Source organism: Methylobacterium aquaticum (assembly GCF_001043915.1).
GTDB classification, from domain to species: Bacteria; Pseudomonadota; Alphaproteobacteria; order Rhizobiales; family Beijerinckiaceae; genus Methylobacterium; species Methylobacterium aquaticum.
This window is the reverse complement of record NZ_LABX01000129.1, coordinates 33,586-50,383: the sequence shown is the minus strand read 5'-3', so window position 1 is coordinate 50,383 and position 16,798 is coordinate 33,586. Positions and strand designations below refer to the sequence as shown.

The 16,798-nt window shown below is 71.2% G+C and carries 10 protein-coding genes and 2 tRNA genes; 7 read left to right on the top strand and 5 right to left on the bottom strand.

The window, feature by feature from the left end; translation table 11 throughout:
• Positions 1-38: 38 nt before the first annotated feature.
• From VP06_RS16910 to VP06_RS16900, 3 genes are all read right to left on the bottom strand, one after another.
• The gene (locus VP06_RS16910; protein ID WP_245291211.1) at positions 39-632 is read right to left on the bottom strand and encodes a histidine phosphatase family protein; all 594 of its coding nucleotides are present in this window, start codon (positions 630-632) and stop codon (positions 39-41) included.
• The gene (locus VP06_RS16905; protein ID WP_048464943.1) at positions 629-2,389 is read right to left on the bottom strand and encodes a protein kinase family protein; all 1,761 of its coding nucleotides are present in this window, start codon (positions 2,387-2,389) and stop codon (positions 629-631) included. The genes VP06_RS16910 and VP06_RS16905 overlap by 4 nt, the downstream gene beginning before the upstream one ends.
• A 196-nt stretch (positions 2,390-2,585) precedes the next feature.
• Positions 2,586-5,588, bottom strand: a complete 3,003-nt coding sequence (locus VP06_RS16900; protein WP_048464942.1) for a response regulator — start codon at positions 5,586-5,588, stop codon at positions 2,586-2,588.
• Positions 5,589-5,751: 163 nt separating this feature from the next.
• Between VP06_RS16900 and VP06_RS16895 the strand changes: the two genes are divergently transcribed.
• The gene (locus VP06_RS16895; protein ID WP_197093221.1) at positions 5,752-7,203 is read left to right on the top strand and encodes a trans-sulfuration enzyme family protein; all 1,452 of its coding nucleotides are present in this window, start codon (positions 5,752-5,754) and stop codon (positions 7,201-7,203) included.
• 4 nt (positions 7,204-7,207) lie between these two features.
• On the opposite strand, the gene VP06_RS16890 is transcribed toward VP06_RS16895, so the two are convergent.
• Positions 7,208-7,537, bottom strand: a complete 330-nt coding sequence (locus VP06_RS16890) for a hypothetical protein (RefSeq protein ID WP_048464941.1) — start codon at positions 7,535-7,537, stop codon at positions 7,208-7,210.
• 412 nt (positions 7,538-7,949) lie between these two features.
• Between VP06_RS16890 and VP06_RS16885 the strand changes: the two genes are divergently transcribed.
• The 6 genes from VP06_RS16885 to argC all read left to right on the top strand — a co-directional run bounded on the left by VP06_RS16885 (position 7,950) and on the right by argC (position 14,004).
• Positions 7,950-9,521 (top strand): 2-isopropylmalate synthase, encoded by a 1,572-nt coding sequence (locus tag VP06_RS16885; RefSeq protein ID WP_048464940.1) that lies wholly within the window; start codon positions 7,950-7,952, stop codon positions 9,519-9,521.
• Between the two features lie 157 nt (positions 9,522-9,678).
• A tRNA-Lys gene (locus VP06_RS16880) sits at positions 9,679-9,754 on the top strand.
• A gap of 104 nt (positions 9,755-9,858) precedes the next feature.
• Positions 9,859-9,934: transfer RNA gene (locus VP06_RS16875), tRNA-Lys, on the top strand.
• 55 nt (positions 9,935-9,989) lie between these two features.
• The gene (locus tag VP06_RS16870; protein WP_048464939.1) at positions 9,990-10,640 is read left to right on the top strand and encodes an alpha/beta fold hydrolase; all 651 of its coding nucleotides are present in this window, start codon (positions 9,990-9,992) and stop codon (positions 10,638-10,640) included.
• A gap of 290 nt (positions 10,641-10,930) precedes the next feature.
• Positions 10,931-12,736, top strand: a complete 1,806-nt coding sequence (locus VP06_RS16865) for an outer membrane protein (RefSeq protein WP_245291210.1) — start codon at positions 10,931-10,933, stop codon at positions 12,734-12,736.
• A gap of 290 nt (positions 12,737-13,026) precedes the next feature.
• Entirely contained in the window at positions 13,027-14,004 is a 978-nt protein-coding gene (gene argC, locus VP06_RS16860) for an N-acetyl-gamma-glutamyl-phosphate reductase (protein ID WP_048464938.1), read from the top strand.
• A gap of 271 nt (positions 14,005-14,275) precedes the next feature.
• Here argC and VP06_RS16855 read toward each other — a convergent pair whose 3' ends face one another.
• Positions 14,276-15,961, bottom strand: coding sequence for a methyl-accepting chemotaxis protein (locus VP06_RS16855; protein WP_048464958.1), 1,686 nt, complete (start codon positions 15,959-15,961; stop codon positions 14,276-14,278).
• Between the last annotated feature and the right edge of the window lie 837 nt (positions 15,962-16,798).

Below are 16,798 nucleotides of genomic sequence, written 5' to 3'. Positions count from 1 at the left end.
CGCCGCCGCGTCGCCCCACCCACCGTCTTGACCGGGGTTCACCGCGCGACCGCCACGAGCCGCCCGTCCTCGCCCATCCGGCAGCGGACCCACTCGCCGTTGGCGAGGCTGCATCCCGTGACCGCCATGATGAATCCCCAGTGGCACACGACCAGGGTCTGAGCCCAATCGGGATCGTCGGCCATCCCGGCCCGGAAGGACGCGGTGCGCGCCGCGAACAGGTGGTCAGGCTCCTCCTCCGCCTCGTCCTCGGCCTCGCGCCACCAGACCTCGTCGATGTGGCTCAGGTCGAGCTGCGGCCAGGCGCGGGCGAGGTCGGTGCGGCAGGTGCCGATGTCGCAACTCGCCCCCCGGCGCTCCCGCACCGCCGGCGTGACCAGGACCGGCAGATCGAGGCGGGAGGCGACCGGGGCGGCGGTCTGGAGCGCGCGGGTGAGCGGCGAGCAGAGGATGCGCCGCAATCCCTGCGCCGCCAGGGCGCGGGCGGCCGCCTCCGCCTGCTGGTGCCCGAGCGGCGTCAGCGGCGCATCGACGATGCCGGGATCCATGCCGGTGGCATGGAAATGGAGGTTGAACTGGCTCTGGCCGTGGCGAAGCAGGATCATGGCCGAGAAGGTAGGGCGCGGCGTCACGCCGGGCTCGCGACGCGGAGCCGCGCCGCGAGGTGCCGGCGGTAGCGCGCGGCCTCGGCCATGAGCCTTGGCCGCTCCGCGGCGTCGGCACTGTCGCCGGCCATCGTCGCCGCACCGAGCTGGAAGGCCGCGTAGGCGATCTCCAGCCAGGCGACCAGGCCGGGATCCAGGTCCCGACCGGTCCGGTGCGCGATGACCGCGCGCAGGTGCCGCCCGGCCGCGCCCTCCAGCCCCAGCTCGATCGCGGCCCCGGCCACGTCCCAGGCGATGTCCTGGCAGCCGACGAGATCGTGGGCGGCGTGGTGGTCGACGGCATCGGTCTTCAGGATCGTGCCGTCCGGCAGGACGAGCCATTCCCACAGGTGAAGGCGGTTGTCGGTCTCGACCGGCCGCACCCGGGTGGCAAAGCCCGGCACAGCCGTGCGCCAGCCGTCGATCGCCCGCACCGCGGGGTCGCCCAGAGCCTGCGCCGCGTTGTGCCGCGCCATCTCCCACATCTCCTCGACGGACGCCCCGCGCCCGGGCCCACAGGCGAAGGCCGTGGCGCGAAACCCGAGATAGTCGCCGACCCGCTCGGCGAGGCGAAGGGGATCAGGCTGAGTGCGGTCGAGCGGCGTCGCCCCCTCGATCCAGCGTTCGACCAGGAAGCCATGGCAGAATCCGGCAACCTCGGGAGTGAAGCCGGCTCTGTGCAGAGCCCGGCCGCGCGCGACCTTCCGCTCGCCCTCCGCCCCGAGGCCGACGAACTTGGCGAGCCAGGTCCCGCTCGCAGTCCGGGCCAGGACCTTGCGGCGCTCCTGCATCGGGTTGGCGGGCGGCCAGGCCGCCCGGTCATCCTGATGATGGGCCCGCCAGGCTCCGCCCGAGATCTCTTCGAGCGGCGCGGTCAGCGGCCCGACGAGCGGGGCGAGCCAGGTCTCCAGGCGGTGCTCCGGCCGCTCCGCCCGGAGCACGAGATCGTCGAAGGTGCGGATGTGGCGCCGGGCCTGCCCGTAACGCCGCCGCGTCGCCTCGTCCGCGGCGTGACCCGGCTCGCCGCCGTGGCTGGGGAACAGCGCGACGCGCTCAGCGGGAACTCCCCGCTCGTCCAGCACGCCGAGCACCGCCCCGAAGGAACTGCCCGACAGCCCCGGTCCCTCGTCGGCGACGGCAAAATCGCGGCGCGGGCCGAGCCGGTCGCGCAGCGTCTCCGACAGGCACAGCACGCGCCGGAACGGGTGGCCGGTCGGCCGCACGGTGACCAGATCGGTCGCCCCGATTCCGGCCGTCACCATCGCGCCGAGGGTCGTCCCGATGCTGCGCAGGCCGATCACCGTCGTGCCGGCACCGAGCCCCGAGGCGGAGGCGGCCCAGGCATAGGCTTCCGGGTAGACGGCATAGAAGGCAAAGCCCTCGGGCAGACGGATCTCCAGGGGATCGGGCGCCAGCCCCGCGCAGGCGAGGGCGATCGCGTGGCGATCCGGAATGTCTGCCGCCGCAAAGCCGCTCCGCCACGACGCCCAGACGCTGCCGGCGAGCCGCACCAGCAGCCCGGTGAGCCGGGCCGTCGCGCCGTCCGGCGCGTCGACGCCGGTCTCCCGGAACGCCGCATCCGCCACGCCCTGGACCAGTTCGCCCGCTCCGATCAGCGCACCCACCAGCGCGGCGTGGCGCGTAAGGCCGGGGGCGAGATAGCGGGCGGCGTCGAGGGAGTCCTTGAGGCGGGCGATCGCGTCGCGGGGATCGGCCTGGCGTCGAGCATCGCCGTAGACGAGCATGAGGGGAATGCACCTCGTGGCGAGGATGAGCAGGTGGCGATCCGACCGCCGGCAATATTCGAGTGGCAATCAGGTTTCACATTCAGAGGGCCATCCCGGTGCTCGTCGAAAGCAAGAGCCCGGAATGACGATGGGGGGCGAAATTTCTCCCGTCCAACTCGGATCCTCTGCCGAGACAACTCGCCCTGATCCCCACTCACGGCGCCACCGCCCGATCCGGCGCCTCCGCCGCTTCACACCCCACCCCCGGGCTCATCAATTCCCGCAGGGTGGCCGCCAGGTCGGCCATGCCCAGGCCCGCCTTCGGGAGGATGCGGTCGGCCTGGCCGGCGAGGCGGCGGCGGTCCTCGGCGGTGACGTCCTTGGCGGTCAGGACGACAACCGGGATGTCGCGCCAGTCCGGCCGGTCGCGCAAGGCACGCAGGAAGCCGAACCCGTCCAGCTCCGGCATCATCAGGTCGAGGAGGATCAGGCCCGGCTTGCGCACACCGACCGCCTCCAGGCCGGCCAACCCGTTCTCGGCGCTCGCCACCCGCCAGCCCTCGCGGGTCAGCATGGTGGTCATGCGCTCGCGCACGTCCGGGTCGTCGTCGACCACCAGGACCGGTCCCTCGTGGATGGCGGGGCGGAAGCGCTCCATCGCCTCCTTGAGCGCCCCCCATTCGACCGGCTTGTGCAGGTAGTCGGTGGCGCCCAGCGAGAAGGCGAGATTCTGTTCGTCGAGCACCGTGACCATGATGACGGGCGTCGCGCCGAAATCGGGATCGGCGCGCAGCGCCCGCAACACCGCCCAGCCATCCATGCGCGGCATCGTCACGTCGAGGAGGACGACGCGGGGACGCAAACGCCGCGCCTGCTCCAGGCCGGCGCGGCCATCCGCGGCGGTCGCGACCGTGAAGCCGTCCCGACGCAGGAAGCGGGCGAGGAGGTCGCGGGTCGCCGGATCGTCGTCGACGACGAGGACGAGGTTTGAGCCAGGCTCGGGATGTGGCCCGGCCCCGGCCGGTGCCTCGGGCACGATCGGGCCGGCGGGCTCGGCCGGGCTGTCCTCCTGGTAGAGGGCCGGCAGTTCCAGGGTGAAGGTGGTGCCCTCCCCGAGCCGGCTCGCCACCGAGATCTCGCCGCCGAGCATCCGCGCGAAGGCGCGGGTGATGGCAAGGCCAAGCCCGGTGCCGCCGAAGCGGCGGGTGGTCGAGGCATCGGCCTGGGTGAAGCGCTGGAACAGCCGGGCCTGCTGCTCCTCGCTCATGCCGATGCCGGTATCGGTGACGGTGAACGACAACCGGTCGCCGCCCTCCCGGTGCTCGCGGCTTGCGGCAAGCGTGATGCTGCCGCCCTCGGTGAACTTGGCGGCGTTGCTCAGCAAGTTGATCAGGCATTGCCGCAGCTTCGTCGCGTCGGTCCGCGCCCGCCCGAGGCCGTCGCCGAGAGTCAGGCTCAAGCGATTGCCCTTCTTCACCACCAGGGCGTCGACCGTGGTGGCAACCTCCCGGACGGTCTCGGCGACGTCGATCTCCTCGGCGAAGACCTCCATCCGCTCCGCCTCGATCTTCGAGAGGTCGAGCACGTCGTTGATGAGGCCGAGCAGGTGGCGGGCATTCGCCTCGATCTTGCGCATGTCGGCGAGCAGGCTCTCCTCGCCGAGATCCTCCAGCTCCTCCTGCAACATCTCCGAATAGCCGATCACCGCCGAGAGCGGCGTGCGCAATTCGTGGCTCATATTGGCGAGGAACTGGCTCTTGGCGCGGTTGGCCTCCTCGGCCGCCTCCTTGGCGGCTTCGAGCGCCAGTTCGGCCTCCTTGCGGGCGGTCACGTCCGCATGCGCCCCGACCCATTCGCGCACCCGCCCGTCCTCCTCCAGGATCGGGACCGCGCGCCCCTCCATGTGGCGCCAGACGCCGTCATGGCGGCGCAAGCGGTGCGCGATGGCGTAGAGCCTGCGCGACGCCACCGCCTGCTCCCAGGCGTCCCGCGTCGCCTCCCGGTCGTCGGGGTGGATCGCCGCCAGGAAACCCTGGCCGGCGGCCTCGGCGGGAGCCTGGCCGGTGAAGCGGGTCCATTCCGAGGTGGCCAGCCGGAAGGCGCCGTCCGGCGTGGTGGTCCAGACGATGGCCGAGGTAGCCTCGATCAGGGAGCGGAACCGCTCCTCGCTGTCGGCAAGCCGGCGCTCGGCGAGCTTGCCCAGGGTCACGTCGTCCATGACGATGCCGACGCCGTCGGCCCGCTCGCTCTCGGGGCCGCTGCCGCGGCGGCGGAGAGGAAAGAAGCTCGCCTCGAAATGGCGGATGCCGCCCGGCGCGCTCGGGGCCGGCACTGCGACCGCGACATTGGCGGTGACGAGCCCGCTGTCGCGGGCGGCCGCGAGCTTCGGCCCGAGTTCGTCGCGCAAGGAGGGCAGCAGCGCCCAGATCGGCGCGCCGAGATCGGCGCCGAAGCCGCGCTCGCTCATGTTGCCGAGCGCCCGGTTCATGTGCCGGAGATTCAGGTCGCGGTCGAGGAAGCCGAGGCCGACCGGGGCGTTCTCCAGAACGCTCTCCAAAAGGTCGGCCATGCGCTGGCTCTCGCGGCGGCGCATCAGGGCGAGGCGGGCCAGAAGGGCGAACGCCGCGAGCGCGCCGGCGAGGGCGACGAGGGACAGGAGCGGCGAGCGCAGGGCCTCGGCCTCGGCGAGGCGGCGCAGCTCGGTGGCGGCCCGGTCCTGGACCTCCCGCGTCGTCTCGCGCACGGCATCCATGACGCGCTTGCCCTCCCCGGTCTGGATCAGCGCCAGGGCCGCGTCCGGGCCGCCGGTCCGGCGCGCCGTGACGACGCGGGCGGCATAATCCTGCTCGGCCGCGATGACGCCGCGGCGCCTCTCGCGCACGGCCCGGTCGGGCGTGACGGCGTCGAGGGCCGCGAGTTCGCCGTCGATCCGACCGAGCGCCGCCGCATAGGGTTCGAGGTAATCCTCGCGGCCGGTCAGCACGTAGCCGCGCTGGCCGGTTTCGAGATCCTTCATGCTCGACAGCACGTGCTCGCTCAGCGCCATCACGCGCCCCAGCCGCTCGGCCTCGGCCCGGCTGCGGGCGCCCGCGGCGTAGTTCCAGCCGCCGGCCGCGACCGCGACGGCGAGGAGGAGGACGGCCAGCGGCGAACCCGGCAGGCGCCGTCCGGGGGCGAGGAAGCGCCAGCGTTGCGTGGAGGCGGTCGTGCTGCTCATGTCACCATGCTCTCGCGGCCCCGGGCGGGGTCCGCGTTGTCCCTGTATCCGTCATGAAACGCCCGAGGACCGGCATCGCCCCCGCCCTTCGGGCTTCGGTCCGGCGGAATTGTCCCAGAGGAGCGACGGCGCGCGCGGGGCACCGTCGCGGGCGCTCACCACCGTGACCCCGCCCCGTCGGAGACCCGAACCGCCGGCGGCGCCGGACGTTCCGAGCGGGCATCGCTCCACCCGCGGCGGCGTGGCGAGCCGGGCGGGACCGGCCTATACGGCACACCACCCGCTCCCGAAGGAACCGCCGCCGTGCCTCACTCCCCGCCCGCCCCCCTCTCCCGCCGAGGCCGGCACCAAGACTGAGCGGCGTGCCGGCTTCCTGGCCGGATGCGGAGCGGAGACGCAGCGCATCCACGCGCCGATCGTCGACCTCATGGCCTGCTGCGGCCACCTCAACCCGAGCGGCCTCGGGGAGGCTCGCGCCTTCTCGGATCTCGGCTCCCTCGGCCAGAGCAGCGTCGGCTTCGAGACGCTCGGCGAGTACGCGGCGGCCGACGCGACCGGCCGCGCGCCCTATGGCGGCGCCGAATACGGCGTCGTCCTGTCGCCGGAGGCGGAGGCGGTGTGCACCAAGTTCACCCACCTGCATGGCGGTGCCGGCGCGATCGTCTGCGCCTCCGGCCTGGCGGCGATCGCCACCGTCATCGATGCCTTCGCCCCGAAGGCCGTGCTGATCCCGGACGGGATCTATTCTCCGGCCTGGCGCTACCTGTCCGAGACCGGGCGCGCCGCGCTCCTGATCTATCCGGCCGGCGCCTCGGGCGCGGAGGTCGATGCCCTGATCCGCGAGGCCGGGACGCGCGTCGCGCCCGCCGAGACAATGATCTACCTCGAGGCGCCGGCAAGCGGCACCTTCGAGATCCCGGACATCGCCGGCATCGTCGCGGCGGCGAAGCGGGCCGGGATCCGCACGGTGATGGACAACACCTGGGCGAGCCACGTCCGCTTCCGGCCCCTCGACCATGGCATCGGCGTGGCGATCCAGGCGACGACGAAATACGAGGGCGGCTACGGCGACACGCCGAGCGGCATCGTGGTGGCGCGCGACGAGGCCGACATCGCCCGCCTGCGGCGTCAGGTGCGGATCAGCGGGACCGGCGCGGTCTCGCCGCAGACCTGCGCCCGCCTGTTCCACCGGGTCGACAGTGCGGACACCCGCCTGGAGCGGCACGCCGCCACCGCCGCTGCGCTGATGCGGTGGTTCGAGGACAAGCCCTTCACCGCCGACATCCTGAACCCGGCCCGGGCGGCAAGCCCGTACCATGCCCGCTTCCGGCAGTATTTCGGCGCCGGCAACAGCCTGTTCACGGTGGTGTTCGACGAAAGCCTTCCGACAGAGCGGGTCCACGCCTTCGTCGATGCGCTGCTGATGTTCCGCGTGGCCGAGAGCTGGGGCGGCCACGTCTCGCTGGTGCTGCCGGTCCATCCGCGCCGCGATCCGGCCGGTCTCTCCAAGAGATCTCTGCCGAACGGCGCGATGTTTCGCTTCAATGCCGGCCTGGAGGAGGCCGACGACCTGATCGCCGACCTGGAGCAGGCATCGCGGGCGACGCTGGCTTGACCTCCTACGGGTAGCCGTAGCGCGACTTGGCGGCGGCCAGCAGGTGCAGGGCCTCACCCTCGCGGCCGGCCGCGCAGGCGGCGGAGGCATTGGCGAGATCGGCCGAGAAGCGCTTGCCGACCGGAGCGTTGAGGTTGCCGGTGGCGACGTCGCTGTCGACGATCCCTTGCGTGCGGGCGATGGCGGGGCCGCAGCCGGTGCCGGCGGGGAGAGCCCCGGCGGGCAGCGCGGCGACCGGGCCGAGGGCGGCGGGCGGCGGCACGGCCGGCTTCGACTGGCAGGCGGCGAGGGCGAGGAGGGCCGCGAGGGCGAGCCCAGGCTTCCAGGACGACACGGGAAGGCTCCACCTTGATGAGCACGTAAGGCCGAGCTTGTCGCAAGCATGGACGGGACGGTCAATCGCGAGACGATGCAGGGGCCTGGCTGCGGATCGTCATCGCTCCCGCGTCACCATGCCCTTGTCATCGATCCTCCGGGCCGGTACACAGGCCACCCTCGCCCCGGGTCCAGCACCCTTCAGGAGACGCGAGCCGTGGCTCATGCCGGCTCCCCGCTGACGCTTCCGACGACCGCCCTTTCGGCGGCGCGGGCGCGCGCGCTCCTCCTCGGCGGCCTTCTTCTCCTTATCAGCCCCTGAGGGCCGTCCGGGCGTGCGCCTGGGCCCTTGGGGGATCGAGGACCAAGACACCGTTTCCGATTGCGCGCCCGCGCGACCCCTGATCCCGGGCGAACCAGGATTCCCGACCATGACCGACCAGGCTAGCCGCACCACGACCGCCGCCGAGCGCGTACTGATCTTCGACACCACCCTGCGCGATGGCGAGCAATGCCCCGGCGCCACCATGACGCTGGAGGAGAAGCTGGCGGTGGCCGAGATGCTCGATGCGATGGGCGTCGACATCATCGAGGCCGGCTTCCCGATCGCCTCCAACGGCGATTTCGAGGCGGTGGCGGAGATCGCACGCCGGTCCAAGTCGGCGGTGATCGCCGGCCTCGCCCGCGCGATTCCCGCCGACATCGTCCGGGCCGGCGAGGCGGTGAAGTTCGCCCGCCGCGGGCGCATCCACACCTTCGTGTCGACCTCACCGATCCATCTGGCCCACCAGATGCGCAAGACCGAGGACGAGGTCCTGGAGATCATCCTGAAGACCGTCGCCCAGGCCCGCGACCTCGTCGAGGACGTCGAGTGGTCGGCGATGGACGCGACCCGCACGCCGATCGACTATCTGTGCCGCTGCGTCGAGGCGGCGATCCGGGTCGGCGCCACCACCATCAACCTGCCCGACACGGTCGGCTACGCCACGCCTGACGAGTACCGGGCGATGTTCCGCAGCGTGCGCGAGCGGGTGCCGAATTCCGACAAGGCGGTGTTCTCGGTCCATTGCCACAACGACCTGGGGTTGGCGGTGGCCAACTCGCTCGCCGGCCTCGAGGGCGGCGCGCGCCAGATCGAGTGCACCATCAACGGCATCGGCGAGCGGGCCGGCAATGCCGCGCTGGAGGAGATCGTGATGGCGATCAAGACCCGCGCCGACGTGCTGCCCTACGAGACCTCCATCGACACCACCCAGCTCGTGCGCGCCTCGAAGCTGGTAGCCGGCGCCACTCACTTCCCGGTGCAGTACAACAAGGCGATCGTCGGCCGGAACGCCTTCGCCCACGAGAGCGGCATCCACCAGGACGGGATGCTGAAGAACCAGACCACCTACGAGATCATGACGCCGGAATCGGTCGGCGTGCACAAGACCTCGCTGGTGATGGGCAAGCATTCGGGCCGGGCCGCCTTCCGCTCGAAGCTCGATGACATGGGCTACCGGCTGTCCGACAACCAGTTCCAGGACGCCTTCGAGCGGTTCAAGGCGCTGGCCGATCGCAAGAAGCACGTCTACGACGAGGACATCGAGGCCCTGGTCGACGAGAACCTGGCCACCGCCCATGACCGCATCCGGCTCGTCTCCCTGACGGTGATCGCCGGCACCCGCGGCCCGCAGCGGGCGACGCTGCGGCTCGACATCGACGGCCGCACCGTCACCGAGGAGACGGACGGCAACGGCCCGGTCGATGCGGTGTTCAACGCCATCAAGGCCCTGGTGCCGCACGAGGCCGCCCTGGAGCTCTACGACGTCCACGCCGTCACCGAGGGCACCGACGCCCAGGCCGAGGTCTCGGTGCGCCTGCGCCAGGACGACCGGATCGTCACCGCCCGCGGCGCCGACCCGGACACCCTGGTCGCCTCGGCGAAGGCCTACCTCGCCGCGCTGAACAAGCTGATGGCCGGCGCCAGTCGCCTGCACGCCCAGCACGCCGCCGCCGAGTAACCTGGGCCGGGGGACCATCCCAGCAGAGTCAGGGGCCAGCCGGCAAAAAATCGACGGGGCGGCGGGATCGGGACTGGACAGCCCCCCGCCGTCCCATTAAACGACCCTCACCGCCGGGGCGGTTTGGTGGCTTCCCCGGACGCGCTCTTGTGAGAGCGGGCGCATAGCTCAGTTGGTAGAGCAGCTGACTCTTAATCAGCGGGTCCTAGGTTCGAGCCCTAGTGCGCCCACCACACAAAGCCAGGTTACTCTTGCGGTAACTTGATCCGGATGCTCCCAGGAGCACCCGACCCATCAGGAACGGTTGGTGGCCGTTCCCCTTTCGCCTCCGGGCGATGGGCGCATAGCTCAGTTGGTAGAGCAGCTGACTCTTAATCAGCGGGTCCTAGGTTCGAGCCCTAGTGCGCCCACCACTCCCCTCCCCTTGCGATGACGAAGGCCGGCCGGCGGCAGCCCCGACCAGAGACCATGCCCGAGGCACACGGGATCGTCGTGCTGTTGCACGGCCTGGGACGCACCCGCCGCAGCATGGCGCGACTGGCGTCACGCCTCACGGCGGCGGGTTACCGTGTCGAGACCCTGGATTACCCGTCGCGCCGCCTCGGCATCGCGGCCTGCGCTGCACATCTGCGTCCCACCGTCTCGGCGATCCGGCAGCGGGCCGGCGGCCCGATCGTCCTCGTCGGGCATTCCATGGGCGGCCTCGTCGCCCGGCACCTGGCGGCACCGGATCCGGCCCTGGCGGCCGGCCTCGTGATGCTCGGCACGCCGAACCGCGGCAGCGAGGCAGCCGACTGCGTGTCGGCCTCCCGCCTCGGCCGGGTGGTGTTCGGCCCGGCGCTCCGCGATCTGCGCACCGATGCCTCCGCGGCGATTCCCGTGCCACACTGCCCGATGGCAGTCGTGGCGGGCACGCGGGCGCTCATCCCGTTCTTCCGCAGCCGGATCCCCCGGCCTCATGACGGGCTGGTCAGCGTGGCGCGCGCGGGGCTCGGGGCCGGCGAGCGCTCGTGCACGGTGCCGGCCCATCACACCCGGCTGATGGACCATCCCGCGACGGTCGCGGCGGTGCTGGAGACCCTGTCGGCCTGGTTCCCGGCGGCCGGCCGGGCCGGGTGACCACGATCCGGCCGCGAAGGCCCACCGTCCCGTGAACGCCGCGGCGCGCGGCCGCCGTGCCAGTCGTATCGGACTGCCCCTCCGTCAATCGATCAGGATTAAGAGAGCGCTGACGAAAAGATGGGAGAGTGCGAGGCCCACGCGGGACAATCCGGGACAATGTGTGCAAAGCCATGCCGTCGAATGCGTTTTCCCGCCACGCTCGCAAATCTGTGCCTCCCTGTGCGTCAGGCGAGCCGGGGCAGCGGCCGGCAGGTGACGGGCGGCGCGCGCGCGCCGTCGGGCGAGCCGTGAGACCAACCCTGCCGGGGCCCACGACGCGCATCCTGCTCACCCTGATCCCCCTGGCCGGCTTCGCCGCCGACGCCCTCGCGGCGGATCTGACCCGCCGGGCGGCCCTGCCTGATCCGAGCCTGCCCGTGTTCACCTGGACCGGGATCTATAGCGGCCTCTTCACCGGCTATGGCCGTCTCGACAACCGGACGAGCCCCGCCTGCATCGGCGCCGATGGCCGCACGAACGGCCTGCAATGCCCGGTGCGATCGGCGTTCTCGCCCAAGGCCGACGATGTCGTCGCCGGCAGCGAGGTCGGCTACACCTACCAGCTCTCGCCGGGGCCGAGCCTCGTCGTCGGCGCGGCGGGCGATTACCAGTTCACGCCGATCCGCTCCTACGGCGTCCGGACTGGGGCCTTCGCGCAAGCGGGCCAGCCCGGCGCCGTCTATCCGGGCGGCGTCTACCAGGCCGGTCAGCGCCTGGACTGGCTCGGCACGGCCCGGGGCAAGATCGGCTACGCCTTCGACCGCGTCTTCATCTACGGGACCGGCGGCGTCGCCTTCGGCAGCGTGCGCCTCGACACCGCCACGACGGCGGATGGCGGCGCCTTCGGCGAGCGCGTGAACCGGCCCGATTTCGACGCCCGGAAGAGCGCCTTGCGGGTCGGCTGGGTGGCCGGCGGCGGCGTGGAATACGCCATCAGCCCGCATCTCTCGATCAAGGGCGAGGCGCTGTACTACGATCTCGGCGCCCGCACCGTCCTTGCCGGGGATGCGAGCGGCTTGCGGCCCGGCGTGGCCGCCGGCACCCGCGTCGAGACGAGCGGCGTCCTCGGCCGGATCGGGCTCAACTACCGCTTCGACCGCGGCCTGCCGGTCATCGGCCCGTTCGTCGATGTCGGGAAGGCGCTGATCGACCCGGTCCCCTACGTCCCGCCGGTCGCGCAGACCTGGGACTTCGAGATCGGCAACCGCTACGTCTACAATTCGGGGAGCTTCAGCAAGGCGCTCTATCGGCCGGGCAACGAGCCGATGGCCTCGCGCCTGAGCTATCGCGACGTGGCGGCCCATTCCACCGAGACCTTCGCCCGCCTCGACCACAACCCGACCGGCCTGTTCGCCAAGGGCTTCCTCGGCTCGGGCTTCGTCACCTCCGGCGGGCGGGTCACCAACGAGGACGATCCGCCGGGCCTGCGCGGCAACGCTCCCTCGAACACGCTGTCGCGGATCCGGGACGGCGGCGTCGTGATCTCGGCCGTGGATGCCGGCTACCATGTCCTGCGCACCGACACGTTCCGGCTCGGCGCCTTCGTCGGCTACCAATCGGCGATCGAGCGGGTCAATGCGGCCGGGCTGGTCCAGACGGCGGCGAACCCGGTCATCGGCGCCGGCGGCGTGCCGAACAGCGTCGTGGTGGCGAGCCAGGATAACCACTGGACTGCGTTGCGCGTCGGCCTCGTTGGCGAGGCCCGCTTCGACCGGTTCACGCTGTCCCTGGAGGGCGCCTATCTCCCGGTCGTCGGCCTCGACGGCTACGGCCGGCACTGGCTGCGGCCGGACATCACTCCGCAAGCCGAGCACGGCACCGGCAGCGGCTACTTCCTGCAAGGCATGATCGCCTACGATCTCACCTCGAAGATCAGCATCGGCGTCGGCGCCCGCACCTGGCGCATGACGGTCGACCGGCAGGACGGAACGGCGCAGCTCCCCGCCCTGGCCCAGCCGGCCAAGTTCGTCAGCGAGCGCTACGGCGCCTTCGCGCAGATCTCGTACCGGTTCACCGAGTCGGATCTCGACCTGGGCGGGCTGATGGCAAAATAGCCGGCCGTCGCGAAAGCCGCGGGCCGGTCGACGATCCGCTTGACGGTGAAGGCGGGGGGCGACAAGGTCGAGAGCGATGATCGGAAACCGGACCCTGTGCGATCGACGCCGACGCCGCCTGCCAGCGGCGGCCGTGCGGCTGCGCGTCGATCAGCGTCCTTCCGCGGGGTGACGGCGTCACGTCCGTCCGGCCCGGAAGCCGCCCGGCCCGCATCTCCGAAACAGCCCCCGCAGCCACCGGCTCCGGGGGTTTTCTTTTGCCTGCCTTCCGAAAAAAGGACACCACACCCATGAGCCTGCGCGTCGGCATCGTCGGGATCAGCGGCTTCGGCGGCGGCGAGGCATTGCGCCTGATCGCCGGCCACCCCTCTTTCGATCTGGTCTATGCCGCGGGCGACGGCAGCGCCGGCCGCCGTCTGGTAGACCGGTTCCCCGGCGTGGCGCCCCGGCTGGCCGACCTCGTGATCGAGAGGTGGGTCCCTGAATCGCTGCCGCCGCTCGACGTGCTGTTAGCGTCGCTGCCCACCGGCACCTCGGCCGCGGCGTTGGCGCGCGTCCCGCCGGAGGTGAAGATCGTCGATCTCGGCGGCGACCACCGCTATGCCGAGGGCTGGACCTACGGCCTCGCCGATATCTGGCCGGACCGGATCGTCGGCCGGAGCCGGATCGCCAATCCCGGCTGCTTCCCGGCGGCGGCGCTGACCGCCCTGGCGCCGCTCCTGGCCGAAGGGCTGATCGAGCCGGGCCACATCGTGATCGACGGCAAGACCGGCATCTCGGGCGCCGGCCGGGGCGGCGGCGACAGCCGGTTCGGCTATGCCGAGAGCAACGAGAACCTGGTGCCCTACGGCCTGCTCCAGCACGTCCACATGCCCGAGATCGCCGGGACGATCGAGCAGCTGAGCGGCGGCAGCGCGGCCGGCCTCGTCTTCACGCCGCATCTGGTGCCGATGACCCGCGGGCTGCTGGCCACAATTTACTGCCGCGGCCGCGCCACCACGGCCCAGTGCCTGGCGGCGGCCCGGCGCTTCTATGCCGGGCGGGCCTTCATCCGCGTGACCGACGCGCCGCCGCAGACCAAATGGGCGACCGGCTCGAACCTCGCCTTCGTCAGCTACGCCGCCGATCCCGGGCGCAACCTGGTGATGGCGATGGGCGTGGTCGACAATCTCGGCAAGGGCGCGGCCGGCCAGGCGGTGCAGAACGCGAACCTGATCTGCTGCCTGCCGGAGGGGACGGGGCTGGAGGGTGCGCCTGTCTGGCCGTGATGGTCCTAAGCAGATTTCGCCGAAGTGGTCACCGGTTCGGCGAAATCTGCTTAGGTGTCGGAGCCGCCGGCGGGTCGTGCTCAGACCTGGTCTGAGCGTGAGAACCGACTTCGCGCGCGTGTGCGGTTGTATCCCATTCGCGTGTATCCCATTCGCGACCTCATCCTGAGATGCCGGCGATCATCGATCGGCCAACGCCTCAGGATGAGGTTGCGTGGGTCGGATCTCCGATGTTGAGAACGTGGGTTGATGAAGCCGCGCGAACAGGCGGTCAGGCCGCCCGCACCGTCACGAGGAAGCGCGCCACCTCGGCCGCGAGATGCTCGGACTGACGCGACAGCGCGCTCGCCGCTCCCAGCACCTGGCTCGCCGCAGCGCCGGTCTCCTCCGCGGCGCCCGCCACTCCGGCGATGGTATCCGTCACCTCGCTGGTGCCCTGGGCCGCCTGAGAGACGTTGCGGACGATCTCCTGGGTCGCCGCCCCCTGCTCCTCAACCGCTGCCGCGATCGAGGTGGCGACCTCGCTGATCTGCTCGATCCGCGCGGTGATCTGGCCGATCGCACCGGCCGCGTGGCCCGTGGAGGCCTGGATCGCCGCGATCTGGCTCGTGATCTCCTCGGTCGCCTTCGCGGTCTGGCCGGCGAGTTCCTTCACTTCCGCCGCCACCACGGCGAAGCCGCGGCCCGCCGCTCCGGCCCGGGCCGCCTCGATGGTGGCGTTGAGGGCCAGCAGGTTGGTCTGAGCGGCGATCGATGAGATCAGTCCGACCACGTCGCCGATGCGGGCGGTGGCCTCGGTCAGCGCCCGGACCTGCCGGGCGGTCTGGCCGGCTTCCGCGACGGCGGCCTGCGCGAGCCGCGCCGAGCCGTCGACCTGTCGGCCGATCTCGCTCACCGAGGCGCCGAGTTCCTCGGCGGCTGCCGCTACGGTGCCGACATTCGAGGACGCCTCCTCGGCCGCCGCCGCCACGGCGGTGGACTGGGTGGCGGTCTGGGTGGCGGTCGCCGTCATGATCTGGGCGGTCGCCTGGAGTTGGGTGGCGGAGGCCGAGACCTGGCCGACGATGCCGCCGACCGCCGCCTCGAAGGCATCCGCCATCTGGCGCATGCCGGCGCGGCGCTGCTCATCCGCCGAGGCACGGGCCAAAGCCGTCTCCTCCTCCAGCGCCCGGGCGCGGATCAGCCCATCCTTGAACACCTGCACGGCCGCCGCCATCGCGCCGATCTCGTCGCGCCGGCCGGTCCCCGGGATCGCCACCGTGAGGTCGTGGCCGGCAAGCCGGCCCATCGCGGCGGTCATGCGGGCGATCGGGCGGGCGATGCCGAGGAGGCTGAAGATCGCGGCGCCGATCGCCGCCGCCAGCGCGAGCGCCGTCATGACCCCTGCCGCCAGGACGCCGCGATCGGCGCTGGCGCTGCTCTGCTCGGCGCTCGCCTGGGCCGCGGCGGCAGTCCTCGCCACGATCGCCCGCAGGGCAGCGGTCGCCTCGGCATTGGCGCCGGTCATGCCGGGGCCGGTCAGCGTGGCCAGCGCCGTGGCCTGGTCGCCCGCCGCCATCGCGCCCGTCACCATCTTCTGGTCTTCGAGATAGTCGCTCCACCGGGCGACGAAACGCCCGAACGTGGTCCGCTCCTCCGGCCCGGAGATCAGCGATGCGTACTGGGCCTGGAGGTCGACCAGGGCCTTGCGGCTGTCGATCAGGGCCTGCTCGTTGCGATCGTAGGCGGCATCGTCGGTCGAGGTCACGACGAAGCGATAGAGATGGATGCGGTAACTCTGGGTCTCGGCGTAGATCTGGTTGATCAGGTTCGAGGCCGGGATCTGGATCCGGGCGACATCGACGATCTCGTCCCGCAGCGTCACCAGACGCAAGATTCCATTGCCGCCCTGCGCCACGCTGAACAGCATCAACGTCATGATCGTCCCGATCAGGACGTGTTTGATCGACAACTTCATCATGCGACTGCCCGGCATCGATAGTCACGCCCGTGAGCCCGAGGCGTGCCTATGCTATAGAAATCACTTCGTTAGCCCCTGGTGAAGAAAAATGTCTTTGGCGCATGAAGCGCCAGATCACCGCGCATTTCAGCACGGGAGCCGATCGTCAGGGCCGAGGATGCCTGCTCCGTGGGCAATCCGATTCCGCCCCCGAGTGATACCAGCGGTCGTTGGAAACGACCCTTGGTGCCGTTCGCGCATTTTCGCCAAGCCCGAGGTCCCGGACATCTGCGCTTGGCATCGACAATTCGAGATTGGATCAGCGGCCGCGTCGATCTCGGGCCTGCCCGAGATCGAATCGATGCGTCGGCATCGTCGGCCGTTGGTATGATGCGGCCGCAGGCACCTTGCGCCGCAGGGCGATCCCTGTTTGCGCAGCGTGGGGAATTCGCGAGGAGCCTGGTCGCAGCCGGACCGATCGAACCGCGCAGGGACCGGCTGGTCGTCCTGGCGGGGACTCAGGGTAGCGACCTCCCCGGCGGAGAAAGTTTATACTTGAAATATCGTCGCGCAGGAGGGCACGCGGCGGCCTCACGGCCAACCCGCCCACGAACCAGCCCGATCGCTGGCGCCCGTCCTATTGCTGCAATGCAATGATGAAAAGGGCTTGTTTTTCAGCATTGTGCTCGCTGCGCTGCACACCGATTCGGCAGGACGGAAAAATCATCAAAGGCGGTTGCCAGGCGATATTTCATGCGTAAAGTATTCCGCGCTGGACGGCGTCGGGATCCGACGAAAGAGCGCCGCTTTCGCGCGCCCGCCGTCTCGACTTCGACCGCGGCGCGCCGGACAAGT

Coding starts and splice junctions, on each gene's coding strand:
- VP06_RS16905 (WP_048464943.1), bottom strand. CDS start 2,389: ATGCTCGTCTACGGCGATGCTCGACGCCAGGCCGATCCCCGCGACGCG.
- VP06_RS16900 (WP_048464942.1), bottom strand. CDS start 5,588: ATGAGCAGCACGACCGCCTCCACGCAACGCTGGCGCTTCCTCGCCCCC.
- VP06_RS16885 (WP_048464940.1), top strand. CDS start 7,950: ATGACCGACCAGGCTAGCCGCACCACGACCGCCGCCGAGCGCGTACTG.
- VP06_RS16870 (WP_048464939.1), top strand. CDS start 9,990: ATGCCCGAGGCACACGGGATCGTCGTGCTGTTGCACGGCCTGGGACGC.
- argC (WP_048464938.1), top strand. CDS start 13,027: ATGAGCCTGCGCGTCGGCATCGTCGGGATCAGCGGCTTCGGCGGCGGC.
- VP06_RS16855 (WP_048464958.1), bottom strand. CDS start 15,961: ATGAAGTTGTCGATCAAACACGTCCTGATCGGGACGATCATGACGTTG.